The sequence below is a fragment of the Streptomyces sp. NPDC079167 genome (genome assembly GCF_040686735.1).
GTDB lineage: Bacteria > Actinomycetota > Actinomycetes > Streptomycetales > Streptomycetaceae > Streptomyces.
The window spans coordinates 559429-582149 of the sequence record NZ_JBFBLO010000001.1 but is presented as its reverse complement, the minus strand read 5'-3'; the positions used below and the strand labels follow the sequence as shown (position 1 = coordinate 582149).

At 70.7% G+C, this 22721-nt stretch carries 22 protein-coding genes and 2 tRNA genes; 12 read left to right on the top strand and 12 right to left on the bottom strand.

The genetic code is table 11. From position 1 onward, the window contains the following. Positions 1-60: 60 nt before the first annotated feature. Positions 61-270 carry a tautomerase family protein gene (locus AB0P41_RS02725; RefSeq protein WP_356716514.1) on the bottom strand — a complete coding sequence of 70 codons (210 nt, stop codon included), beginning with the start codon at positions 268-270 and terminating at the stop codon, positions 61-63. Positions 271-414: 144 nt separating this feature from the next. Next, positions 415-1182: an SDR family oxidoreductase gene (locus AB0P41_RS02720; RefSeq protein WP_365929616.1), complete on the bottom strand. Its 768-nt coding sequence runs from the start codon at positions 1180-1182 to the stop codon at positions 415-417. A gap of 86 nt (positions 1183-1268) precedes the next feature. Between AB0P41_RS02720 and AB0P41_RS02715 the strand changes: the two genes are divergently transcribed. Next, entirely contained in the window at positions 1269-2129 is an 861-nt protein-coding gene (locus AB0P41_RS02715; RefSeq protein WP_365929614.1) for a helix-turn-helix transcriptional regulator, read from the top strand. A gap of 135 nt (positions 2130-2264) precedes the next feature. On the opposite strand, the gene AB0P41_RS02710 is transcribed toward AB0P41_RS02715, so the two are convergent. Next, complete coding sequence (locus tag AB0P41_RS02710) at positions 2265-2906, bottom strand: superoxide dismutase (RefSeq protein ID WP_365929612.1); 642 nt, start codon at positions 2904-2906, stop codon at positions 2265-2267. 97 nt (positions 2907-3003) lie between these two features. Then, complete coding sequence (locus tag AB0P41_RS02705; RefSeq protein ID WP_365929610.1) at positions 3004-4065, bottom strand: glycerophosphodiester phosphodiesterase family protein; 1062 nt, start codon at positions 4063-4065, stop codon at positions 3004-3006. A gap of 128 nt (positions 4066-4193) precedes the next feature. On the opposite strand from AB0P41_RS02705, the gene AB0P41_RS02700 reads away from it, so the two are divergent. Then, entirely contained in the window at positions 4194-4646 is a 453-nt protein-coding gene (locus tag AB0P41_RS02700) for a GNAT family N-acetyltransferase (protein WP_365929608.1), read from the top strand. Here the strand turns inward: AB0P41_RS02700 and AB0P41_RS02695 are convergent. After that, complete coding sequence (locus tag AB0P41_RS02695) at positions 4585-5832, bottom strand: MFS transporter (protein ID WP_365929606.1); 1248 nt, start codon at positions 5830-5832, stop codon at positions 4585-4587. The two genes, AB0P41_RS02700 and AB0P41_RS02695, sit on opposite strands and share 62 nt — an antisense overlap. A 60-nt stretch (positions 5833-5892) precedes the next feature. Here AB0P41_RS02695 and AB0P41_RS02690 point away from each other — a divergent pair, with 60 nt between their 5' ends. Continuing rightward, the gene (locus AB0P41_RS02690) at positions 5893-6858 is read left to right on the top strand and encodes a winged helix-turn-helix domain-containing protein (protein ID WP_365929604.1); all 966 of its coding nucleotides are present in this window, start codon (positions 5893-5895) and stop codon (positions 6856-6858) included. A gap of 31 nt (positions 6859-6889) precedes the next feature. Here AB0P41_RS02690 and AB0P41_RS02685 read toward each other — a convergent pair whose 3' ends face one another. Together AB0P41_RS02685 and AB0P41_RS02680 are read right to left on the bottom strand one after the other, a co-directional pair. Beyond that, positions 6890-8302, bottom strand: coding sequence for an amino acid permease (locus AB0P41_RS02685; protein ID WP_365929603.1), 1413 nt, complete (start codon positions 8300-8302; stop codon positions 6890-6892). Positions 8303-8421: 119 nt separating this feature from the next. Then, complete coding sequence (locus AB0P41_RS02680) at positions 8422-9813, bottom strand: amino acid permease (protein ID WP_365929602.1); 1392 nt, start codon at positions 9811-9813, stop codon at positions 8422-8424. 256 nt (positions 9814-10069) lie between these two features. Between AB0P41_RS02680 and AB0P41_RS02675 the strand changes: the two genes are divergently transcribed. Continuing rightward, positions 10070-10663 (top strand): biotin transporter BioY, encoded by a 594-nt coding sequence (locus tag AB0P41_RS02675; protein ID WP_356716495.1) that lies wholly within the window; start codon positions 10070-10072, stop codon positions 10661-10663. A gap of 103 nt (positions 10664-10766) precedes the next feature. Here the strand turns inward: AB0P41_RS02675 and AB0P41_RS02670 are convergent, their stop codons facing one another. After that, positions 10767-12212 carry an amino acid permease gene (locus tag AB0P41_RS02670; RefSeq protein WP_356715553.1) on the bottom strand — a complete coding sequence of 482 codons (1446 nt, stop codon included), beginning with the start codon at positions 12210-12212 and terminating at the stop codon, positions 10767-10769. A 249-nt stretch (positions 12213-12461) separates the two neighbouring features. Here AB0P41_RS02670 and AB0P41_RS02665 point away from each other — a divergent pair, with 249 nt between their 5' ends. Both AB0P41_RS02665 and AB0P41_RS02660 read left to right on the top strand, forming a co-directional pair. Beyond that, positions 12462-12950 carry a ribose-5-phosphate isomerase gene (locus AB0P41_RS02665; RefSeq protein WP_356715551.1) on the top strand — a complete coding sequence of 163 codons (489 nt, stop codon included), beginning with the start codon at positions 12462-12464 and terminating at the stop codon, positions 12948-12950. Between the two features lie 74 nt (positions 12951-13024). Next, positions 13025-13846: a DNA-formamidopyrimidine glycosylase family protein gene (locus tag AB0P41_RS02660; protein ID WP_365929599.1), complete on the top strand. Its 822-nt coding sequence runs from the start codon at positions 13025-13027 to the stop codon at positions 13844-13846. A 10-nt stretch (positions 13847-13856) separates the two neighbouring features. On the opposite strand, the gene AB0P41_RS02655 is transcribed toward AB0P41_RS02660, so the two are convergent. Beyond that, complete coding sequence (locus tag AB0P41_RS02655) at positions 13857-15089, bottom strand: GNAT family N-acetyltransferase (protein WP_365929597.1); 1233 nt, start codon at positions 15087-15089, stop codon at positions 13857-13859. Positions 15090-15193: 104 nt separating this feature from the next. Here AB0P41_RS02655 and AB0P41_RS02650 point away from each other — a divergent pair, with 104 nt between their 5' ends. After that, positions 15194-16339, top strand: coding sequence for a PP2C family protein-serine/threonine phosphatase (locus tag AB0P41_RS02650; protein ID WP_356715546.1), 1146 nt, complete (start codon positions 15194-15196; stop codon positions 16337-16339). Positions 16340-16453: 114 nt separating this feature from the next. Here AB0P41_RS02650 and AB0P41_RS02645 read toward each other — a convergent pair whose 3' ends face one another. Further along, the gene (locus AB0P41_RS02645; RefSeq protein WP_356715544.1) at positions 16454-17632 is read right to left on the bottom strand and encodes a cation:proton antiporter; all 1179 of its coding nucleotides are present in this window, start codon (positions 17630-17632) and stop codon (positions 16454-16456) included. A gap of 151 nt (positions 17633-17783) precedes the next feature. Between AB0P41_RS02645 and AB0P41_RS02640 the strand changes: the two genes are divergently transcribed. Beyond that, the gene (locus tag AB0P41_RS02640; RefSeq protein WP_365929594.1) at positions 17784-18284 is read left to right on the top strand and encodes an HD domain-containing protein; all 501 of its coding nucleotides are present in this window, start codon (positions 17784-17786) and stop codon (positions 18282-18284) included. Between the two features lie 48 nt (positions 18285-18332). On the opposite strand, the gene AB0P41_RS02635 is transcribed toward AB0P41_RS02640, so the two are convergent. Further along, on the bottom strand, positions 18333-19496 hold the full coding sequence (locus AB0P41_RS02635; RefSeq protein WP_356715540.1) for an acyltransferase family protein: 1164 nt from the start codon (positions 19494-19496) through the stop codon (positions 18333-18335). Between the two features lie 491 nt (positions 19497-19987). On the opposite strand from AB0P41_RS02635, the gene AB0P41_RS02630 reads away from it, so the two are divergent. After that, the gene (locus AB0P41_RS02630) at positions 19988-20182 is read left to right on the top strand and encodes a hypothetical protein (protein ID WP_356715538.1); all 195 of its coding nucleotides are present in this window, start codon (positions 19988-19990) and stop codon (positions 20180-20182) included. 90 nt (positions 20183-20272) lie between these two features. Then, positions 20273-20626, top strand: a complete 354-nt coding sequence (locus tag AB0P41_RS02625) for a DUF1330 domain-containing protein (RefSeq protein WP_365929592.1) — start codon at positions 20273-20275, stop codon at positions 20624-20626. A 57-nt stretch (positions 20627-20683) separates the two neighbouring features. Here AB0P41_RS02625 and AB0P41_RS02620 read toward each other — a convergent pair. Next, a tRNA-Gly gene (locus tag AB0P41_RS02620) sits at positions 20684-20757 on the bottom strand. Positions 20758-20933: 176 nt separating this feature from the next. Here AB0P41_RS02620 and AB0P41_RS02615 point away from each other — a divergent pair. Together AB0P41_RS02615 and tig are read left to right on the top strand one after the other, a co-directional pair. Further along, positions 20934-21010, top strand: a tRNA-Pro gene (locus tag AB0P41_RS02615). 150 nt (positions 21011-21160) lie between these two features. Beyond that, positions 21161-22558 (top strand): trigger factor, encoded by a 1398-nt coding sequence (gene tig, locus AB0P41_RS02610; RefSeq protein ID WP_356715534.1) that lies wholly within the window; start codon positions 21161-21163, stop codon positions 22556-22558. The last annotated feature ends 163 nt before the right edge of the window (positions 22559-22721 follow it).

The window sequence follows — 22721 nt, the reverse complement described above, 5'->3', positions numbered from 1 at the left end:
GATGCGGGCGCCCGGCCCCTGGTGACTCACCAGGGGCCGGGGCCTTCCCGCGGGTGAGGCTCAGGTGTCGCCGTTGAGCATGGCGGCGGTCAGGACCCCGCCGGCGACACCCCAGCCGCCGTCGGCCACTTCGTCGACGAGTACGACAACCGTGGGACGTGCCCGCTCACCGTAGATCTCCACGTACAGCTCGGTGGTGCGCTCGACGATCTTCTTCTTGTCCTCGGCGGTGACGGTGTCCGCAGGGACCTTGAAGTGGGCGAAAGGCATGCGTGTCTCTCCTGGCGGGGTCTGCGGTTCTCGGGGTTCTCGGGGTTCTCGGGGTTCTCGGGGTTCTCCCGTGCCGGTGCGGCGGGGAGACCCCGCGCGGATCCGGTCGTACGCCGGTGATCACCGCGGCGTCGGGCTGCGCCGTCACACCATGCCCCCGTTGGCCCGCAGGATCTGGCCGTTCACCCAGTGCCCTGCCGGGCTGGTGAGGAAGGCGACCACCCGGGCGATGTCCTCCGGGGTCCCCAGCCTCTCCAGCGGTGGGGTCATGGCGAGCTGGTCGATCTGCTCGGGCGTCTTGCCCTCCAGGAACAGGTCCGTGGCCGTGGGACCGGGCGCCACCGTGTTCACGGTGATGTCCCGTCCGCGCAGCTCGCGGGCGAGGATCAGCGTGATCGCCTCGACGGCCCCCTTGCTCGCCGCGTAGGCGCCGTACGCGGGGAACCAGGTGCCGACCACGGAGGACGAGAACCCCACGAACGAGCCGCCCGCGCGCAGTCGCCGGGCGGCCTGCTGGGCGACGACGAAGGTGCCGCGGATGTTGGTGCGGTGCACGTCGTCGAGCACCGCCAGGTCGAGGTCGGCGATGGGGGACAGGGCGAGCCGGCCGGCGCAGTTGACGACGACGTCCACGCCGCCGAACTCCTGCTCCGCCCGGTCGAACAGCGCGGCGACCGCGTGCTCGTCCGCCACGTCGGCCCGCACGCTGATCGCCCGCCCGCCGGCGGCGGTGATCGCCGACACCGTCTCCTCGGCTGCAGCCGCGTCGCGGGCGTAGTTCACCACGACGGCCAGGCCGTCCCGGGCGAGCTGGTGGGAGACCGCCCGGCCGATGCCGCGGGATCCGCCGGTGACGAGGGCGACCCGCGCCGCCGCCTGAGGGGGAGTGGTTGTGGGGTGGTTCGTAGTCATGCCCTCCACGATGCGCCGCCCCGGCCGGCGGAGCCAGGGGACGCCATCCCCTGGGTCGGTGGCCGGGCCCGACGCACAATGGGGGCATGGGTTCTGTGAAGTACACCGAGCTGGGGACCTTCCTGCGGTCGCGGCGTGACCGCATCCGCCCGGCCGACGTCGGCCTTCCCTCCGGACCCCGGCGCCGGGTGCCCGGGCTGCGCCGCGACGAGGTCGCCCAGCTCGCCGGAGCATCGGTGGACTACTACAACGAACTCGAACGCGGAGCCGGCTCCCAGCCGTCCGAGCAGATGATCGCCGCGCTGGCGAGGGCACTGCGCCTGACCGCTGACGAGCGCGACTACCTCTACCGCCTGGCGGACCGCCCGGTGCCCGTGCACAGCACACCCGCCGCGCACATCCATCCCGGCATGCTGGACCTGCTCACCCGTCTGACGTCGACGCCCGCACAGGTCATCACCGACCTGCACGTCACCCTCGTGCAGAACCCGCTCGCCGTGGCGTTGCTCGGGGACCACTCCGGCCTCCGGGGCCCCCGGGCCAGCTTCGTCCACCGGTGGTTCACCGAGCCCGACGCCCGGAGGCTGTATCCCGAAGCCGACCACGAGACCCAGTCCCGGGCCTTCGTCGCCGACCTGCGGGCAGCCGCCGCCAGACGGGATGCCAAGGACTCCGAAGCCGCCTCGATGATCGGCTCGCTGCTCGGCACCTCCCCCGAGTTCGCCGCCCTGTGGGCCGACCACGACGTGGCGTTCCGGCGCGACGACCGCAAACGCATCGACCACCCCGCCCTCGGCCTGATCGAGGTCAACTGCCTCAACCTGTTCAGCGAGGACGGCCGGCAGCGGCTGCTCTGGTTCACTCCCGCGGTCGGCACCGACAGCGCCGCACTCCTCGACCTGCTCGCCGTCGTCGGCACCCAGGAGATCTCCGAGCCGACACGCTGAAGGCCGGCGGCGCAGGCGTGGGCATGGGAGAGCCCCCGCGAGTCATGTCCTCGCGGGGGCTCTCCGTCCATCCGCCTGCCCGGTGAAGGTTGAGAAGACGATCACGAGGCAGGACGCTCGGGTCGCTCCGGCGGATCAGGGAGCGAGCAGCAGCACGTCCGCGCGCTCCTTGGCGGCGGCGTAGCGCTTCGCCACGTCCTGCCAGTTGACGACGCGCCACATGGCTTCGATGAAGTCCACCTTCTGGTTCTTGTACTGCAGGTAGAAGGCGTGCTCCCAGGCGTCGAACACCAGGACCGGGACGGAGCCCTGACCGACGTTGCCCTGGTGGTCGTAGACCTGCTCGACGATCAGCTTCCCGCTGACCGGCTCGTACGCGAGGACGCCCCAGCCGGAGCCCTGCGTGGTGGCCGCGGCCTTCGTCAGCTGGGCCTTGAAGCCGGCGTACGAGCCGAAGGAGTCCGCGATCGCGTCGGCCAGGTCGCCCACACCGTCCGCCGCGAGGGGCTCGCCACCGCCGTCGCCGCTCATGTTGTGCCAGTAGATCGAGTGCAGGATGTGGCCGGAGAGATGGAAGGCGAGGTTCTTCTGGAGGCCGTTGATCGCGCCCCAGGCATCCTTGCTCCGGGCCTCTTCCAGCTGCTCCAGGGTGTCGTTCGCACCCTTGACGTACGCGGCGTGGTGCTTGTCGTGGTGGAGCTCGATGATCTGCGGATTGATGACCGGTTCGAGCGCCGCGTAGTCGTACGGGAGTTCCGGAAGCGTGTACGTGGCCATGGGTTCGAACCCTCCAACTGCTACCTGGTGGTTATTGCAAGTCCTTCGCAATTGCAGGCTAGCAGGAGGAGGGCCCGAAGGTGATCAGCCGTTCGTCCTAGGTCCGGAGGGCGTCGCGGGCGATGGCCGCCAGGTCGGGGAAGTCGGTCACGACGGCGTCGACGCCACGGCCGAAGTGGAAGGCGTACTCGGCGAACGCTTCGCCGAAGTCGTCCGGCGCGGTGCCCTTCCGGTACTCGGCCGGGAGGTACCGGTTCTCGGCGCGGAAGGTGTACGCCCCGACCTTCAGCCCGGCGGCGTGGGCATCCTCCAGCAGGGTGAGCGGAGGGGCCAGCGAGGACTTGTCGGGGCCGATCCACCTGGCGTACGAGGCGATCTCGCGCAACCCCGCCGGTGTCCTCATCTCCTCGTACGTCACCGGGTGGCCGTACGGTCCGCCGCCCGTCCCCAGCGCCTGCCACAGCGGGAGTCCGAGGCGCGCGGCGGCCACCTCGCGGAGGCTGGACGGCTCGAAGGACTGGACGACGCAGTCGCGTGCGGTCAGCCGGTTGCGGCGTACGGCCCGGACGAGCTGTGGTTCCAGGGGCAGGCCGATCGAGCGGAAGTACGTCGGGTGCTTCGTCTCCGGGAAGACCGCGATCCGGCGTCCGTGCTCCTTCGACAGGGCGCGTGCCAGGTCGATGACCTCCTGGAAGGTCATGATCTGCTCACGGCCGTCGAAGACCGTGTTGCGGTTGCGGACCAGGGGCAGCCGCTCCACCGCGCGCAGCGTCTTCAGCTCGGCGAGGGTGAAGTCCTCGGTGAACCAGCCGGTGACGGCGCGGCCGTCCACCGTCTTCGTGGTGCGGCGGCCGGCGAACCCCGGGTGCCGGGCCACGTCCGTGGTGCCCGAGATCTCGTTCTCGTGACGCACCACCAGGACGTGGTCCTTCGTCGGGACCAGATCCGGCTCGATCCAGTCGGCCCCGGCCCGCACCGCGAAGGTGTAGGCGGAGGCGGTGTGTTCGGGCCGCCACCCGGCGGCGCCCCGGTGGCCGATGACGAGCGGGCCCCTGCGGCCCCCCTGCGTTTCGGAGGCGGCGGCGGGGGCCGCCGCCGCGGCGGAGACTGCGGCTGTCGCCAGAAGGATCGAGCGGCGGCGCGGGTGCTGGAAAGCCATGCGGGCTCCTCGGGAGGCGCGCGGAGCGACCACCGAAGCCACACGGGGTCACGCCGGGACGGACGGAACCTTGCTGCCTCATGTACGGCCACGCGTACGGTACTCGGCAGCCGGCACAGGAGGAAGGCATGCACCTACGACCCGGGCGGCCCGGGGACGCCGCGGCGCTGACCGCGCTCGCCCTGCGGTCCAAGGCCCACTGGGGCTACGACGAGGCGTTCATGGCGGCCTGCCGCGACGAACTGACGGTCCGTCCCGGCGACACGGCCGGTGGCCGAGTGGTGGTCGCGGAGGAGCACGGCCGCGTGCTGGGCTTCACCACCCTCGCCGGGGAACCGCCCCGGGGCGCACTGGCGATGATGTTCGTGGAGCCGGACACCATCGGCCGGGGCGTGGGCCGGCTCCTGTTCGAGCACACCGTGGCGCGCGCCCGCCGGCTGGGCTTCGTACGGCTCACCATCGACGCCGATCCGAACGCCGAGCCGTTCTACGAGGCAATGGGCGCGGTGCGGATCGGCGCTACCCCTTCCGGTTCGGTCCCGGGGCGCGAACTGCCGCTGCTGGAGCTCCGTCTCGGGTGACGGCCACCTCCGTCGGCGCGCCTTGTAGACGGTCCCGCCGCAGTCCGGGCGCCAGGGCCAGGGTCACCACGAGGGAAGCCGCCGCCATCACGGTGATCGCCGTCGCGGGGGACGACCGCTGGGCGAGGGCCCCCGCGAGCGTGGCCGCCACACCCTGCATGGCGAGCATCCCGGAGGAGTGCAGACCGAGGGCCTGGCCCGTCATCGCGTCCGGAGTCAGCGCCATCAGACGCTCCTGGAACACCAGGCTCGCGGAGAAGGCGGTGGAGGCGACCGTCGCGAGGACCAGGGCCAGGGGCAGCGCCGGGCGCAGGGCGAACAGCAGATAGGGCGCGGCCAGCAGCAGGAGCAGCGGGGTGCCCAGCCGTCCGCGCCACCGTGGCGGCACGAAGCGGCCCGTCACGGTGTCCCCGGCCAGCATTCCCAGCGCCGCGCAGGCGAAGAGGAGTCCCGCCCGGTCCGGCCGGTAGGGCACGAAGAGCGATTCGCAGCCGACGACCAGCCCGTTGGGCACCCAGAGCGAGAGGTACACGCGCCGTCGGGGGGCCGAGGACCACAGCAGTGCGTTGGTCCGCCAGGTCTCGCCCACCGACGGCCGCCCGGTGGCCCGGGGCGGACGGCGCGCGAGGCCGAACCATGCCGCCGTGGCGCCGGCGGCGTACAGGGCCGCGGCGATGAGCAGCGTGCCGCGCGGGGAGAGCGTGGCGACCAGCACGCCCCCGGCCGCGTAACCGCAGACCTGCATGGTGCCGGAGCACATGTTGAGCACCGAACGCCCCAACAGATAGGCGTCCTTGGGGAGCACCTCGTTGAGCAGTCCGTACCGCACCCCGCCGGTCACCGCCGCGACGACCCCTTCGCCCAGGACGACCGCGAACACCACGGGCAGCGGCAGCCCGGGGACGGCCAGGACGGCGGTCCCGACGCCGAAGGCGAGCGCCGCGCCGCTCAGCGCTCCGCGCGGCGGGAGCCGGTCGGCCGCCGACATCAGCAGGGTCGCGCCGATCAGCTGGGCGAGCGAGGCACCGAACATGGAGAGCGCGGAGAGCAGTGGCGAGCCGGTCGTGGTGAACACGAGGACACCCAGGGCCAGCCCGCTCGTCGTCGAGGCGGCGCCCTGCAGCGCGCTCGTCGCGAAGAGGGGCCCGAACTGCGGCACACGGAACACTTCCCGGTAGGTGAGCATGCCGGGAAGTCTCGGCCGGGGTCCCGCACAGCCGTTACCGTTTCGCGCGGAGGCGAAACCATGGGCTGGTGGCAGGTCAACGCGGACACCCTGGCCGCCGGGCGCTTCGTCGTGTCGGAACTGGCCGAGGCCACCGCGGCCCTCCAGTTCCTGGAGCGTGGAGCGGCCACCAACCCGGCCGAGCGGGCCTGGTCCGACACCCACCGGCCCGCCTACCGGGAGCGGCTGGCCGGCGACCCGGTCACCGCGGAGCTCGTACGGACCGGGTTCGGCGGCCACTGGATCGCGGACTTCCTCACCCCCACACCCGCCGGCGGGACCACGTTCGCCCAGGATCTGGCCCGGGTGCGCGCGACCTCCCCGGAGCAGGCCCGTGCCGATCTGAAGGTGTCCAGGGGCGGTCCGCTCCCGGCCGTTCTCCACCGGGATGACCTGCCGCGGAAGGCCGCCGGACTGCTGGAGTGGGTCTGGGAGCGGATCGTGCTCCCCGACTGGCCGCGCCGCCGCCGGATCATCGAGGCGGACGTCGTGGCGCGCGCGGGGCAGCTGAGCCAGGGCGGCTGGGCGGCCGCCCTGGACACGCTGAACCCCGGCATGCGCTGGCTGGGCGGCAGCCGCCTCCAGGTGAACCCGCGCGACTACCCGCCGCGTGAACTCGCCGGCGTACAGCTGGTGTTCGTCCCTGTCACGCCCCGTCAGGGCTGGGTCTCCTGGGACGCCGCCGCGCGACGGTACGCCGTCGTGTACGCCTGCTCAGGCACGCTCTCGGACGCGGACCGGCCCGCCGTCCCCGACAGCCTGGGCCGGCTGCTGGGGCCCGCGCGGGCCGGTGTCCTCGTGCTGCTCGACCGCCCCAGGAGCACCACGGAACTGGTGGCGCTGACCGGACAGGGGCTGGGATCGGTGGGGCGCCATCTGAAGGTGCTGCTGGACGGTGGCCTGGCCGGGCGCCGCAGGTCGGGCCGCTCGGTGCTCTACTTCCGCACCGAGGCCGGCGAGGTGCTCCTGCGGGCCCAGGCGGGCTGAGGCGCGTCGCGGGCAGGGGCGGGCCGCGCGCTCAGCTCCCGGCAGGCGCGCGGCGCTCCGCCCGCTTCTGCCGCACGAGGCCGGTCACGATCAGCACCGCGGTGAGCGCGCCGGTCGCCAGCAGCTGGTCGCGGGTGTCGGGCTGGCGCAGCATCAGGACGAAGATGCCGGCCATGGCGACCAGCGCCACGATCGTCAGACCGGGGAAGAGCCACATCCGGACGACGAGCCGGTCCGGGGCCTCGCGCTCGGTGCGCCTGCGCAGGATCAGCTGGGAGACGGCGATGAAGATCCAGACGACCAGGATCACGGCGCCGATCATGTTGAGCAGCCAGGGGAAGACGTCCTCGGGGCGCCAGTAGCTGAGCAGCACGCACAGGAAGCCGAAGACGGACGAGGCGAGCACGGCGTTGCGCGGGACGCCCGAGGAGATCCTGCCGAGCACCTTCGGGCCCTGGCCACGGGCGACGAGCGAGCAGGCCATGCGCGAGGAGCCGTAGATGTTCGCGTTCATGGCGGAGAGCAGGGCGACCAGGATGACCACGTTCATGATCTCCGCGGCGCCGCTGATGCCGAGGTGGTCGAGCATCGCGTAGAAGGGGCCGACCTCGGCGACCGTGGGGTCGTCCCACGGCACGAGGGTCACGATGACCGCCATCGAGCCGATGTAGAAGACGGCGATGCGCCACATCGCCGTACGCACCGCCTTGGCGACGCCCCGGACCGGGTTCTCGGACTCGGCGGCGGCGATGGTGACGGTCTCCAGGCCGCCGTACGCGAAGACGGAGGCGAGCAGGCCGATGATGAGGCCCTCCGAGCCGTGCGGCATGAAGCCGCCGTCCCCGGTGAGGTTCGAGGTGCCGGGGGAGCCCGTGCCGGGCAGTACGCCCAGGATCGCGAGGACGCCCAGCACGAGGAAGAGCGTGATCGCGATGACCTTGAGCGCGGCGAACCAGAACTCGAACTCGCCGAAGTTCTTCACGGCGGCCAGGTTCGTGCCGAGGAAGATCACCATGAACAGGGCGACCCAGGCCCACTCCGGCGTACCCGGCAGCCAGCCCGTGACGATCTGCGCGGCGCCGATGCCCTCCAGCCCGACGGCGACGCAGAGCAGCACCCAGAAGGACCAGCCGGCGGTGAAGCCCGCCCACGGTCCGATCGCCCGTTCCGCGTGGACGGAGAAGGAGCCGGACGCGGGATTGGCCGCGGACATCTCGCCGAGCATCCGCATCACGAACATGACCAGCAGCCCGGAGACGCCGTACGCGACGACGATCGAGGGGCCGGCCGCGGCGATGCCGGCGCCGGAGCCGACGAAGAGTCCGGCCCCGATCACGCCGCCCAGGGCGATCATCGACAGATGGCGCTGCTTGAGGCCGTGGGTGAGCGCGGAGTCGGCGGTGGGGGCGGCGTCCGTGGGGGGCGGCGCGGAGGTCCGGGACATGGACAGGCTCTGTTCACTGGTCGGGACAGGGGACGGCCCACAGTCTGGCCACGAGCCCCGACCACGGGGAACCGTTGTCCGCTATACGGTCACCGGGCTCACACAAGGTGTGCACCCGCCTACACCTTCGTCCGCAGCTCCCGTACCCCTGCCACGAGCAGCACCAGGGCGGTGGCCCCCGCCGACCACAGCACCTGGGGGCGCGCCGCGTCATCGGTGAGCATCAGCAGCAGGACGGCCAGCAGACCGGCCAGTGTCAGCCACGTCAGATAGGGGAAGCACCACATCCGCAGCGCCAGGGCGCCCGGCGCCTCCCGTTCGAGCCGGCGCCGCAGCCGCAGCTGCGAGGCGGCGATCAGGCCCCAGACGAAAAGCAGAACCGCCCCGACGGAGTTGAGCATGTACAGGAAGACGGTGTCGGGCCACAGGAGATTGAGCAGTACGGAGACGAAGCCGAAGGCCACCGAGGCCAGCACCGCCCGGCGGGGCACTCCGCCGCCCCGCCCGCCGGACACCTTCAGCAGCCCGCGCGGCGCCTCGCCGCGCTCGGCCAGCGAGAAGATCATCCGGGACGAGCCGTACAGGTTGGCGTTGAGCGCCGAGAGCAGTGCCACGAACACCACGATGTTCATGATCTGCCCGGCCGACGGCACCCCGAGGGAGTCGAGGACCTTCACATACGGGCTGAGCCCCGCCTGCTGCGCGGTCCACGGCAGCACGGTCACGATCACCAGCATCGAACCGACGTAGAAGAAGAGGATGCGCACCACGGCACTGCGCACCGCACGCCCCACGGCGCGCGCCGGATCGTCGGTCTCGGCCGCCGCGATCGTCACGACCTCCAGGCCGCCGAAGGCGAACACCACCGTCAGTACGCCGGAGACCACGCCGTCCCAGCCGTTCGGCAGGAAGCCGCCCTGGCCGGTCAGGTTGATCAGGCCCACCGGGTCCGTGTCCGGGAGGACACCGAGGACGGCGAGCAGGCCGAGGACCAGGAAGGCCACGATCGCGGCCACCTTCAGGGCGGCGAACCAGAACTCGAACTCGCCGAAGTTCTTCACCGCCGTCAGATTGGCCACGGTGAACACCACCATGAACAGCAGCACCCAGAGCCACTGGTCCACCGCGGGCACCCAGGCGTGGGCGATCTGCGCGGCCGCCGTCGCCTCCACGGCGAGCACCACCACCAGCATGAACCAGTAGAGCCAGCCCACACTGAAGCCGGCCCACCGGCCCAGCGCGCGCTCGGCGTGGACGGAAAAGGACCCCGACGCGGGCATCGCGGCCGACATCTCGCCGAGCATCCGCATCACCAGCATCGCCAGCCCGCCCGCGATCAGGTACGAGACGACGACGGCCGGCCCTGCGACCGCGATCCCGGCGCCCGATCCGACGAAGAGACCGGCGCCGATCACCCCGCCCAGACCGAGCATCGTCAGATGCCGTTGCTTCAGACCGTGGGCCAGGGGCTCGGACCGTACGGGGGAGTGCGTGGGGGGCACGTCGTGCATGAGCTGCGGTCACTCTCGGATCATTTATGGGGAACCTACAGTCTCACGGCCCGGCGCTCCTTCCCGAACGGAGTGCCGGGCACACCCCCACCTCCGTGACCAGCATCACGCCGAGGGGTCATTGCGTCCCGATCTTTGTGTGAACCCGACTAACTCCTCAACCGCCGCTTTGTGGGCGGCTGATGGTGATCCGGGGATGTGCCGTCGGCTAACGTCGCCTCCAGTCCTGCCTGCCCACCTCACCCGCGGAGTCCCGATGAGCACTGCTGCCGCCCCCGTCCGTTCCGGAGCGGTCCTCGCCGACCTGCTGCCCGCAGCCCGGCACCGCTACGCCGTGGACGCGGCGCTGGTCGCCGGCGGCGCCGCGCTCACCGGCATCGCGGCCCAGATCGCCGTGCCCGTCCCCGGCTCCCCGGTCCCCGTCACCGGCCAGACCTTCGCCGCACTGCTCATCGGCACCGCCCTCGGCGCCCGCCGCGGCTTCCTCTCCCTCGCCCTGTACGCGGTCGTCGGCATGGCCGGCATGCCGTGGTTCTCCGAGGGCACCTCGGGACCGGGCGGTGCCTCCTTCGGCTACGTCCTCGGCATGCTGCTGGCCGCCACGGTCGTCGGCGGCCTGGCCCGCCGGGGCGGTGACCGGTCCGTCCTGCGCACCGCGGGCACGATGGCGGTCGGCTCCCTGGTCATCTACGCGGTCGGCGTGCCCTACCTGGCGCTCTCCACCGGCATGTCGATGGGCGCCGCGGTCGCGGCCGGTCTCGTGCCGTTCCTGATCGGTGACGCGCTCAAGGCCGCGCTGGCCATGGGCGCCCTGCCCGCGTCCTGGAAGCTCATCGGGCGCCGCGGCTGACACCGCGGGTCCGAACCGAAGAGGCTCGCCGGTCCTGACGGGACCGGCGAGCCTCTGGTGTTTCCTGGCGCACCCGGCCTCCGCCGTCAGGTGCGCGTGCGGGTCACTCGGCCGGCGAGGCCGCCTCCGCCTTCCGGCTGCGGGCGTCGCGCACCAGCGAGACGGCCACGACCAGCGCCGCGACCAGCAGCGAGAGCAGCACCTGTTCGCGCCCGGCGTCGTCGGTCAGCATGTAGACCAGGACGAAGGAGATCATCGCGATGGTCGCCCAGGTCAGATACGGGAAGAGCCACATCCGTACGACGAGCTTCTCGGGCGACTCGCGCAGGATGATGCCGCGCATCCGCAGCTGGGTGAAGCAGATCACCAGCCACACGAACAGTGCGACCGCACCGGAGGAGTTCAGCAGGAAGGCGAAGACCGTGTCGGGCCACTGGTAGTTGAAGAACACCGCGACGAAGCCGAACACCACGGACGACAGGATCGCCGCCTGCGGCACGCCCCGCTTGTTCACCGTGGCGAACGCCTTGGGCGCGTCCCCCCGCTGTCCCAGCGAGAAGGCCATGCGCGAGGCCGTGTAGAGGCCGGAGTTGAGGCAGGAGAGCACGGCCGTCAGCACGATGACGTCCATGACCTGGCCGGCGTGCGGGATGCCGATGGCGTTCAGCGCGGCGACGTACGAACCGTCCTCGACGATCGAGGGGTCGTTCCACGGCAGCAGCGTGAGGACCACGAAGATCGACCCCAGGTAGAAGATCGCGATACGCCAGATCACGCTGTTGGTGGCCTTGGAGACGGCGCGGCGCGGGTCCTCGGACTCGCCTGCCGCCAGCGTCACGATCTCGCTGCCCATGAAGGAGAAGACGACCATCAGCACACCCGTGAGGATGGCCCCGGGCCCTTCGGGGAAGAACCCGCCGGTGTCCGTGAGGTGGGCCAGGCCCGAGCCCGCGTTGTCCGAGCCGGGCAGGATGCCGAAGACGGCGAGCAGGCCGACGACGACGAACGCGCCGATCGCCACGACCTTGATCCCGGCGAACCAGAACTCGAACTCGCCGTACGAGCCGACGGAGACCAGGTTGGTCGCCGTCAGCACCACCATGACGATCAGGGCCCATGCCCACTGCGGCACGCCCGGGACCCAGCTCTCCAGGATCTTGGCACCCGCCGTGGCCTCGACGGCGAGCACCACGACCCAGAAGAACCAGTACAGCCAGCCGATGGAGAAGCCGGCCCAGCGGCCCAGGGCCTGGTCGGCGTAGGCGGAGAAGGAACCCGAGCTCGGCCGGGCGACGGCCATCTCGCCGAGCATTCGCATGACAAAGACGACCATCAGGCCGACCAGCGCGTACGACAGGAGAATGGCCGGTCCCGCGGCGGCGATGCCCGCTCCGGAGCCGACGAAGAGGCCCGCTCCGATCACGCCGCCGATGGCGATCATTGAGAGATGGCGGTTCTTGAGGCCGGCCTGGAGCCCGTCCGGAGATCCCGGCTTACCCGGCTCGCCGGGCTGTTGGCCCGGTCCGGCCAGAGTCGTCTGCGACGTCATGGATCGAATCCTTACGTTTTCTGATCATGTGTGTCGGGTGCTGCCTTCAGCGGGGGTGGTGCGAAGACGAGGCCACGCATTCAAGCCCGGCCGGCCTCGAAATCGGAACCCCCTAGTCCGTTTCCTTGACCCGATCGTTGCCCGTGTGGTTTTGCACACAGCCCCGGCCCGGACCGGACCCGTCGAAAGCCCGGTGGGTCCCGACCCCGCTGACCATTACCCCGCCCGGTCCGTGCCACACTTCGCTCCATGCGCGTGTACCTCGGCTCCGACCATGCCGGCTTCGAACTGAAGAACCACCTCGTCGAGTGGCTCACGGCCCACGGCCACGAGGCCGTCGACTGCGGTCCTCACATCTACGACGCCCAGGACGACTACCCGCCGTTCTGCCTCCGTGCCGCCGAGCGGACGGCCGCGGACAAGGACAGCCTCGGGATCGTCATCGGCGGCTCCGGCAACGGCGAGCAGATCGCCGCGAACAAGGTCAAGGGCGTACGCGCCGCGCTCGCATGGAGCGAGCAGACCGCCGCGCTCGGCCGGGAGCACAACGACGCCAACGTGGTGGCCATCGGCGGCCGGATGCACACGGTGGAGGAGTCCACCAAGTTCGTCGAGATCTTCCTGGCCACGCCGTACTCCGGCGAGGAGCGCCACACCCGCCGGATCGAGATGCTCTCGGCGTACGAGAACACCGGCGAGCTCCCCCCGATCCCGGCCCACCACCCGCAGCAGGGCTGACCGGCCCCGCACCCGCTTTCCCCGTGCCGCCGGGTCCTCACCCGGCGGCACAGGCGCGTCACCAGGAGAACGCCGTGCCCGAGGGGCATACGATCCACCGCCTCGCCGCGGACCACCACGAGCGCTTCGCGGGCCGCCCGGTGCGCGTGAGCAGCCCCCAGGGCAAGTTCTCCGACAGCGCGTCCCTGCTGGACGGCCGGACCCTCACCGGCGTCGACGCGCACGGCAAGCACCTCTTCCTCGGCTTCGAGGGGGCGGTCTGGGTCCACATCCACCTCGGCCTCTTCGGCAAGCTCGGCTTCGGGACGACTCCGGCTCCGCCGCCCACCGACACCGTCCGGATGCGCCTGCTCGGCGACGCCCATTACGCCGATCTGCGGGGCCCCACCACGTGCGCCCTGATCACGGGCCCCGAGAAGCGCGCGATACACGACCGGCTCGGCCCGGACCCGCTGCGCGCCGGCGAGGACGGCGAGCGTGCCTGGCGGCGGATCTCCCGCAGCCGTGTCACGGTCGCCGCCCTGCTCATGGACCAGAAGGTCGTCGCGGGCGTCGGCAACGTCTACCGCGCGGAGGTCCTCTTCCGCCACGGCATCGACCCGTACCGACAGGGGAAGGACCTCACGCGGGGCGAGTGGGAAGCGGTCTGGGCCGACCTCGGCGTCCTGATGCGCGAGGGCGTGCGGAACAACCGCATCGACACCGTCCGCCCCGAGCACCTGCCCGAGGCGATGGGCAGGCCCCCGCGGGTCGACGACCACGGCGGCGAGGTGTACGTCTACCGCCGGGCCAGGCAGGCCTGCCACATCTGCGGCACCGAGGTCCGTACGGCGGACCTGGCGGCCCGCAACCTCTTCTGGTGCCCGGCCTGCCAGCCGTCCGTGGCGGGAAGGTGACCGAGCGGGCTCAGAATCCGTGCGGGCACCACGGCTGCGTGTCCGAGGAGAACGCCAGGGCGGTCTCCGCCAGTGCGCCCGCCCGCAGTTCCCGCACCTGCCCTGCCGCCGCGAGCGTCGTCAGTGACACGCCGCCCAGATAGGCGGCCGCCAACTGGTTCACGGAAAGGGCCAGTTCGGGCTCGTCGTCCGTCCGCCGGCAGGTGGCCGCGCCCTTGGCGTCGGCGGTCAGGCGCCAACGCCCCGCGTTCCACGGGCAGAAGGCGTCCTCCACCTCCAGTACCACTTCGACGGGGGCCCGGTAGCGCCGGGCCTCCAGTGCCGCACCCAGCTCGACCAGCCGCACGTACAGACCGTCCCGCTGCCGCACCTCGCAGCGCCGGACGTCGGAGACCAGCCGGAGCACGGCGTCGTCCGCGGGCCGGTTGTGGCACTCGACGACCGTCGTCAGGTCGATCCCGAAGAGGTAGCGCCACAACGCCGCGTACGAGGCGGGGTCCAGCGCCGCCAGGTCACGCACCGCCACGGTGCCCCGGGGGCCGGCGTCGTCCCAGGCGGGCCGCAGATGGAACGTCACGTACCCCGTGACCTCGCCGTCCCGCTCCGCGAGCACGCACTGCAGCGGGGAGCCGTCGCCGCGGCCGCTCTCCGGGTCGTTGACGGGCACCCGCTCCCAGCCGGGCCGGCGCAGCGGAGTGCCGGGCCGGCCCGCGGCCAGCTGCGCGTACACCGCCTCGCAGGCGTCGAGGGCCCGCGCCGGTGACGACCGGCGCACCCGCACCCCGTCCGTGCCCGGGGGAAGCGCCAGGGAGGCCCGGGAGGTGTCGATCCGGAGTTTCGTCTCGGTCGTGGCCGCGCTGTAGCCGAACCGGCCGTAGATGCCGGGCTCCGACGCCAGCAGCACAGCGAGCGGCTCGCCCCACGAGCGGACGTCGTCCAGCTGGCGCCGCATCATCGCGGTCAGAAGTCCCTGCCTGCGGTGGGTCGAGGAGACGCTCACCCCCGTGACCCCGGCGGTCGGCACCGCGGCCCCGCCGGGGACGGTCAGCCGGAAGCTGTACGAGCCGGCCGTGCCCACGCAGTCCGCGCCGTCCCAGTGGGCGAGCGCACGCTGCGGCTCGGCCAGGGCGGCGTACATCTCGCGGCTCTCGGGAGAGAAGGGGACCCCGCCGAAAGCCAGCTCCAGACAGCCGAACCAGGCTTCCGATTCCTCCGCCGACAACACCCGCAGTTCCGTAGTCATGACCCCTGCTTACCAGGGCGGCGAGGCCTGAGCGAACCAGTTTCGAACACATTGTCACCGGGTCCCCCTGCACCGGAGGCCGTCGGGTGGATAAGGTCCCGGCAATGGCCCGTCGCAGAGGAGCAGACACCTACCCCGCCCGGTGGCGAAGATCAGCGCACCGGGCGCGCATCGCGCTGCGCAGGTCCGGAGTCGACTACTTCCGCGGGGACGGCTCCGACTGGATAGCCCTGGCCGGTCTGCTGATCATCATCCCGGTGATCACCTGCGTCACGCTGATCAACCCGGTCTGGTGCTCACCGACCGCCCTGGCCCTGCCGATCGTCGCGGGCGGACTGCTGCTGCGGCCGGCCAGCCTGCTGAGTCTCTACGCGACGGCAGCCGCGGCCCTGATCGTGGAGTCCGTCGCCCTCGGCCCCTACGCGGAAGGGCCCGCCCGGGTCACACCGGGCATCGTCCTGACCGTCGCGGCCTGCGGCTTCTTCGGGCTCGTCCTCGCCCAGTTCCGGGCCAGGGTCGGGGTGCCGTGGCGGCGCGGCGGCACGATGCTCTTCGACCTGCGCGAGCGGATCAGGGTCCAGAGCGCCCTGCCGCCCCTCCCCGACGGCTGGCACCGCGAGATGGCACTCCGCCCGGCGGGCGGCCAGTCCTTCTCCGGCGACTTCGTCGTCGCCGCCCGTACCCACGGCGGCCGCACCCTGGAGGTCGTGCTGACCGATGTCTCCGGCAAGGGCATGGACGCGGGTTCCCGCGCCCTGCTGCTGTCGGGAGCCTTCGGCGGACTCCTCGGCTCCCTGCCGCCGCACGCTTTCCTCCCTGCCGCCAACGGCTATCTGCTGCGCCAGGACTGGGACGAGGGCTTCGCCACCTCCATCCATCTCGTCCTGGATCTGGACTCCGGTGACTACGAACTCCTCTCGGCCGGTCATCCCCCGGCACTGCAGCTGCACGCGGGCAGCGGCCGGTGGGAGGAGATGGCCGCGGAGGGACCGCTGCTCGGTGTGTACGACGGTGCGCAGTTCGACGCGGTGAAGGGCTCGCTGGCGCCCGGGGACGTCCTGATGCTCTTCACTGACGGCCTGGTGGAGGCGTCCGACCGGGACATCGCCGAGGGCATCGACCGGCTGACCGGCGAGGCCGACCGCTACGTCACCACGGGCTTCGAGGGCGCGGCCTGGCATCTGATCGAGGCCTGCGCGAAGGACGTCAACGACGACCGCGCGCTGCTTCTGCTGTCCCGCCGGGGCTGAATCCGGCCGAATCGGTCGAAACCGTACGGGCGTCAAGTTGAGGTGTCCGCCGTCACCCGAACGTGAAGTCCTCCCGGGTGCGGGGCTCGGCCCTCGCACCCGGGCGTCCGCGCGTCAGACCGGTACCGCCTCTTTCTCGGCCTCCTGGTCCCGTGTCCGTCCTCCGGGAAGGATCCGGGCGAGCCAGTGCGAACGGCCGGCCGCCAGGGGCGACAGGACCGCGAGCAGGAGCACGTATCCGGCGATGAAGGGGGAGAGCCGTTCGTCCAGGCCCGCGCCGGCCGCCATCGTGGCGAGGATCAGCGCGAACTCACCCCGCGCCAGCAGGGTGGTGGAGATGTTCGCCGTGGCCTTCGGGCCGAAGGCGTAGATCTTCGCCGTCGCCAGCCCCGCGAAGACGTTCATCGCCACGGTCACCGCGACGGCGGCCAGGACCGGCCACACCACGCTCGGCAGATCGCCGGGGTTGATGGACAGCCCGAAGGCGAAGAAGAAGATCGCTCCGAACGCGTCGCGCAGCGGGTGCACCAGCTTCAGGATGCGGGGGCCCGAGGTGGTGCTGCCCAGCATCAGGCCGACCATGAACGCGCCGATCGCGTCGGCCACCCCGAACCACTCGGAGATCCCGGCGACGAAGACGGCGACACCGAGGAAGGAGATGACGAGGAGTTCGTCGTCCTTGGTGTTCATCAGCTTGCCGATGAGCTTCGTGCCGAACCGGGCCACCAGGGCGAGCAGCAGCAGGAAGCCGAACGCCTTCCCGCCGTCGAGGACCGCCGCGCCGAGACTGTCGGCGCCGGACAGGATCGGCTGCAGGGCGGCCAGGTAGAGGGCGAGGAAGACGTCCTCGACGACGATGATGCCGAGGATCGGCCGCGTCTCCGGACTGCCGATCCGTCCGAGGTCCACCAGGACCTTCGTGACGATGGCCGACGAGGAGATGCCGAGCACGCCCGCGAGGACCAGCGCTTCCGAGGTGCCCCAGCCCAGCGCGAAGCCGAAACCGAGCCCCGCGCCGACGTTCAGGGCGAGATAGGTGCCACCGGCGAGCGCCATCTTGCGCCCGCCCTTCTTCAGGTCGTCCAGGTGGAACTCGAGGCCGAGGTAGAAGAGCAGCAGCACGAGACCGAGCGCGGAGAGCATCTCAAGGTCGTGCGGGTCGTCGAGCAGGACGACCCCGGGTGTGTGCGGGCCGAGGAGGATCCCGGCGAGGATGAACAGGGGGATGGTCGGCAGTCCGATGCGGCCGCCGACGCGGGCGAGGACGGCGGCGGCGAGGAACGCGCCCCCCATGGCGATGAGCGTGTCTGCGTGTCCGATGAGCCCGTCTCCTTCGTTCGGTCAAGAGTGCGTCAAGGAATCGTCAGTAATTAGTTTACCGAACGATTCGGAGTGCCTCGGAGAACCCTTCAGGGCGGAGCGGTGCCCGACGTACAGTCGGCCCATGCCGATCCCGTATCTGACGCTGTCCCAGGTGGAAGCGATCGCCCGCGAGGCCCATCGCACACAGACCGACAAGGCGGGGCGCCCGTACGCGGAGCATCTGGCCGCGGTGGCCGAGGGTGTGCGGATCCGGGGCGGCAGCGAGGAGCAGATCGCCGCCGCGTGGCTGCACGACGCGGTCGAGGACGGCGCGCTCTCCCGGCAGTGGCTGGACGAGGCTCCGCTTCCCCGGCGGGTAAAGGAAATGGTCCTCGCCGTCACCAAGCGGGACGGCGAGGACCTCTTCACGTACACCGGGCGGATTCTCGCCACACCCGGGGCGCTGCTGATCAAGGAGTCGGATCTGGCGCACAACGCGGACCCGGACCGGCTCGCGGTTCTGGAGCCGGCGACCCGTACCCGGCTGAGCGAGAAATATGCGCAGGTGCGCGGCCTGTTGGGGCTCGCGGGGGGTGTCACCCCCGCCGAACAGCGGGATCCGGCCAACCCGGCGGCCGGCTGACGCACCGACGGGACCGGCCCCCGGGGGGAGGGGCCGATCCGGACAGGCTCAGCGCTTGACGGGGTTCTTGCGGAAGGCCCAGTTCATGTCCGGCTCGGTCGCGAAGCGGAGCGCGCGCCGGACCGGCGGGGTGCACAACAGGGTCACGGCCACGGCGGCGACCAGCGAGATGAGGACGAGCCCAACGGGCCCCGAGAGCCACTCGTAGCGGTCGAACAGGCCGTAGTAGCCGGCGCCCTTGATCAGGAAACCGTGCAGCAGGTAACCGCAGATCGTCCCGGCGCCCAGCACGGTGAACCACATGTGGCGGCGCGGCACCAGGGCGAGGAACGCGATCGTGAGCAGCAGCGCGCATCCGAACATCGCGAGGGTCATCACGGGCCCCGCCCACCACTGGAAGTCCAGCTCCTGGGCGCTGTCGCTGCGGTAGAACCAGCCGAGCCGCATGTCCGGCGCGATCCAGTAGGCGAAGGCCAGGGTCACGGCGAACAGGGGAACGGCCAGCATCCGTACCTCGCGGCGCCGGATCAGCTGGAAGTGCTCGGGCTTCATCAGCAGGCCGAGCACGAAGAACGGCAGGAGCTGGCAGACGCGCTGCAGGTCCAGGTCGTCGCCGATGCCCGGGGAGACCGAGGCGAGCGCCGCGATCAGCAGGGCGACCGGGAGCGGGTGGCGCAGCGACTGCCAGATCGGCGTGGTCACCCGCCAGATGAACAGGGCGATCAGGAACCAGGTGAGGAACAACGGGTCGAGCAGGGTGATGGGCGAATCGCCCTCGCCGCCCGCGTAGCGCTTGAAGAGCGAATAGGCGGTCTCGAAGAGCACGTAAGGCACCGCGACGCCGGTGACGAGCCGCTTCACCTTGGGTGCGCTCATGTTGAACGACCGCGAGAAGTATCCGGAGACGAGGATGAACGCCGGCATGTGGAACGTGTACACGACCATGTACAGCGCTCGCGTCGCGCGGCTCCCCTCCATCACCGGCTCCCACGAGTGGGCCACGGCGACGAGCACGATCGCGAGGTACTTCACATTGTCGAAGTACGCGTCACGGCTCTTGGCCGGTGCTGGTGCCTCCACGGGGGCAGGAGCTGTCCGAACGGCGGGGGAGGGCGCCCCCGGGGCCGTCAGGATCTGCTCGTGTCTCGGCTCCGACTCCCGGCTCTCCGGGGTGATCGGGGCCCTCTGAATTTCGCTCGGAGCTTTGGACATCTCATGCACCTTAGACCCGCCGATCGGTATGCGTAAAACCCCTGAGAAATATCGCGTGTTCCCCGCCTTTCGAATGCGAAACCACCGGCAACCGCCCGTTACGTGATGATTCATCCGGCTTAAATGGTGCATATCGGCGGCTGGTTGGTGAGAGTGAATTACGTCGCACGCACTCCTGGCAAAAGCCTGTGAATGAAGTGTGGGGATATGGAAACGATCACATCGGCCGGTATTCGAACTGCTCTGCGCACAGCGGGTGCACAGCTTCTCGGTGCGCCCCTCTCCCCGCCCCCGGGCGTGCGCTGCGTGCGCCGGAGCGCGCCAGGGCGCTCCTGGTCGCACGCGGGCGCGAGGATGGCGCGATCCGGTCATCTCTCTCCATCACCCGGCAGCAGTCACAGGCGAGTTGGTGGCACGATGGACGCGACGGAGGTGTGCTGGCCGCATGCCACCGGGCCGGCAAGGCGGACCGACCAAGGGTGTGATCAGTCGTGGCCATTTCACTGTCTGTGGTGCTTCTGCTGGGGATCGTCCTGGTGGTGCTGATCCGCGGCGGATCCATCAAGGGCGGGCCGGCGGTCGTCGCCGTGCTCTTCGGCTTCTTCCTCGCCTCGACGGGCATCGCGCCGTCGATCAACAGATTCATGAACTCGATAGCCGACACGATCAACCAGATCAGCTTCTGAGGTGACGTGGCGGAGCCCGGCCCGGACCGACTGCCGGGCTCCCGGCGTCACGGAACCACTGACCGACCGACACCGGAGGACGAGGACACCGTGCCCGCCTATGCGATAGCCCACTTGCAAGAGGCCGCCCCGCACCCGGACATCGCCGAGTACGTCGAGCGGCTCCCGGCGACCTTCGAGGCCTTCGGCGGCCGCTTCCTGGTGCACTTCATGCCGCACGAGGTGAAGGAGGGGAGCTGGCCGGGGAGCGTGGTGCTGCTCGGCTTCCCCGGGATCGCCGAAGCGCGTGCGTGGTGGGACTCGCCGACGTACAGGGAGATCGCACCGCTGCGTTCCCGGCACATCGAGGGCGACATCATCCTGGTCGACGGCGTCCCCGAGGGCTACGACCCGGCGGCCTCCGCCAAGGCGATGCGTGAGGCCCTGGAGCCGGCGGGCGAGTGACCACGGAAACACTCAGGGCCGGCCGGAGGAAGAATCCTCCGGCCGGCCCTGAGCCGTTGGAGCGGGCGACGGGAATCGAACCCGCGTAGCTAGTTTGGAAGACTAGGGCTCTACCATTGAGCTACGCCCGCAAGCACCGCGACGCCGGTCCGGGAGGTCCGGCGGAACTCGGTACGGGAAGCATCGTAGCGGGTCGGGGAAGGTGCGCGCACACCCGTATCGGTGTGCCCCCGTGACTGCGCCGGGGATGCCTGCGCGAAGCGGTCTGCGCGGGGCCCTTCTGCATGTACCCTACGTGTCGCACCGACGGGGTGTGGCGCAGCTTGGTAGCGCGTCCGCTTTGGGAGCGGAAGGTCGTCGGTTCGAATCCGGCCACCCCGACCACCAGCAAGATCGCATTGTGGGAGTCCTCCCGCTTGCCGTTACTATGCAAATTGCGTGCCCGTGTGTCTGATGTACCGGGCTCGATCCGCGAAGCCGCCTCTCGGCGGCCCAGCAGAACCCCAAGAAGTCAGCCACCAAGGAGACCGAACCGTGAAGAGCGCCGTGGAGACCCTGAACCCGACTCGGGTTCGGCTCAGCATCGAGGTGCCCTTCGAGGAGCTCAAGGACAGCCTCGACGCGGCGTACAAGAAGATCAACCAGCAGGTCACGGTGAAGGGCTTCCGTAAGGGCAAGATCCCCAACCGCGTCATCGACCAGCGGTTCGGCCGTGGTGCTGTGCTGGAGGAGGCCGTCAACGACGCCCTTCCGAAGTTCTACACCGAGGCTGTCAACGAGGGTGAGCTCAACGTTCTGGGCCAGCCCGAGGTTGACATCACCGAACTCAAGGATGGCGAGCTGCTGGCCTTCACCGCCGAGGTGGATGTCCGTCCCGAGATCGAGATCCCGGACTACTCCGGCATCGAGGTCACCGTGGACGCACTCGAAGTCAGCGACGAGGACGTCGACAAGGCCGTGGAGCAGCTCCGTGAGCGCTTCGCCTCGACCAACCCGGTCGAGCGCGCCGCAGCCGAGGGCGACGTCGTCACGATCGACCTCGAGGCCAAGGTCGACGGAGAGGTCCTGGAGGACGGCGTGGCCGCCGGTGTCTCGTACACCATCGGCTCCGGCGAGCTCCTCGAAGGCATCGACGAGGCCGTGACCGGCCTGGAGGCCGGTGGCGAGGCCACCTTCACCTCCGAGCTGAAGGGCGGCTCCGCCGAGGGCAAGGAAGCGGAGGTCACCGTCAAGGTCACCGCCGTCGCCTCGCGCGAACTGCCCGAGCTGGACGACGACTTCGCGCAGATGGCGAGCGAGTTCGACACGCTCGCCGAGCTCCGCGAGGACAGCCGCAAGCGCCTCGAGAGCACCAAGCAGTACGACCAGGCCACCCAGGCCCAGGAGCGCGTCCTCGAGGAGCTGCTGAAGCTGGCCGAGGTCCCGATCCCCGAGAAGCTTCTCGCGGACGAGGTCCAGACCCGCAAGCACAACCTCGAGCACCACCAGCTGGGCCAGATGGGTCTCGACCTGGAGAAGTACCTCGAGATCCAGGGCAAGACCCTGGAGGAGTTCGAGAACGAGACCTCCGAGCAGGCCGTCAAGGGCATCAAGACCCAGTTCATCCTTGACGAGCTCGTCAACAAGGAGAAGCTGAACGTCAACCAGGAGGAGCTCACCGAGCACCTCATGCGGCGCGCGCAGTCCTCCGGCATGAGCCCCGACCAGTTCGCCCAGGCCGTCGTCGAAGGCGGCCAGGTGCCGATGCTCGTCGGCGAGGTCGCCCGCGGCAAGGCGCTCGCCGTCGTGGTCGAGGCCGCCAAGGTCGTCGACACCAACGGTGAGGTCGTCGAGCTCGAGGACGACGAGGACGAGGCCACCGAGACGGTCGAGGCCGCCGAGGAGACCACCGAGCCGGCCGACGAGAAGAAGGACGAGAAGAACGAGGCCTGAGCCCCGCTCCGCTCGTTGATCTGATCCGCACGACGGGCCCCGGACGAATCAGTCCGGGGCCCGTCGTCGTATCGGCCCGCGCCCCGGGGGGACCGCCCTGGAACCCTTGTGCGGACTGCTTACCTTGCGCTCCCAGCGAACAGTTGGGGAAGCGGGATGGCGT

Bases quoted from the DNA above. Each gene is read 5' to 3' on its own strand.
- AB0P41_RS02710 (WP_365929612.1), bottom strand. From the start codon at position 2,906: ATGGCCACGTACACGCTTCCGGAACTCCCGTACGACTACGCGGCGCTC.
- AB0P41_RS02670 (WP_356715553.1), bottom strand. From the start codon at position 12,212: ATGACGTCGCAGACGACTCTGGCCGGACCGGGCCAACAGCCCGGCGAG.
- AB0P41_RS02685 (WP_365929603.1), bottom strand. From the start codon at position 8,302: ATGTCCCGGACCTCCGCGCCGCCCCCCACGGACGCCGCCCCCACCGCC.
- AB0P41_RS02705 (WP_365929610.1), bottom strand. From the start codon at position 4,065: ATGGCTTTCCAGCACCCGCGCCGCCGCTCGATCCTTCTGGCGACAGCC.
- AB0P41_RS02640 (WP_365929594.1), top strand. From the start codon at position 17,784: ATGCCGATCCCGTATCTGACGCTGTCCCAGGTGGAAGCGATCGCCCGC.
- AB0P41_RS02635 (WP_356715540.1), bottom strand. From the start codon at position 19,496: ATGTCCAAAGCTCCGAGCGAAATTCAGAGGGCCCCGATCACCCCGGAG.
- AB0P41_RS02715 (WP_365929614.1), top strand. From the start codon at position 1,269: ATGGGTTCTGTGAAGTACACCGAGCTGGGGACCTTCCTGCGGTCGCGG.
- AB0P41_RS02665 (WP_356715551.1), top strand. From the start codon at position 12,462: ATGCGCGTGTACCTCGGCTCCGACCATGCCGGCTTCGAACTGAAGAAC.
- AB0P41_RS02680 (WP_365929602.1), bottom strand. From the start codon at position 9,813: ATGCACGACGTGCCCCCCACGCACTCCCCCGTACGGTCCGAGCCCCTG.
- AB0P41_RS02655 (WP_365929597.1), bottom strand. From the start codon at position 15,089: ATGACTACGGAACTGCGGGTGTTGTCGGCGGAGGAATCGGAAGCCTGG.
- AB0P41_RS02690 (WP_365929604.1), top strand. From the start codon at position 5,893: ATGGGCTGGTGGCAGGTCAACGCGGACACCCTGGCCGCCGGGCGCTTC.
- AB0P41_RS02645 (WP_356715544.1), bottom strand. From the start codon at position 17,632: ATGGGGGGCGCGTTCCTCGCCGCCGCCGTCCTCGCCCGCGTCGGCGGC.
- AB0P41_RS02695 (WP_365929606.1), bottom strand. From the start codon at position 5,832: ATGCTCACCTACCGGGAAGTGTTCCGTGTGCCGCAGTTCGGGCCCCTC.
- AB0P41_RS02720 (WP_365929616.1), bottom strand. From the start codon at position 1,182: ATGACTACGAACCACCCCACAACCACTCCCCCTCAGGCGGCGGCGCGG.
- AB0P41_RS02675 (WP_356716495.1), top strand. From the start codon at position 10,070: ATGAGCACTGCTGCCGCCCCCGTCCGTTCCGGAGCGGTCCTCGCCGAC.
- AB0P41_RS02650 (WP_356715546.1), top strand. From the start codon at position 15,194: ATGGCCCGTCGCAGAGGAGCAGACACCTACCCCGCCCGGTGGCGAAGA.
- AB0P41_RS02700 (WP_365929608.1), top strand. From the start codon at position 4,194: ATGCACCTACGACCCGGGCGGCCCGGGGACGCCGCGGCGCTGACCGCG.
- AB0P41_RS02725 (WP_356716514.1), bottom strand. From the start codon at position 270: ATGCCTTTCGCCCACTTCAAGGTCCCTGCGGACACCGTCACCGCCGAG.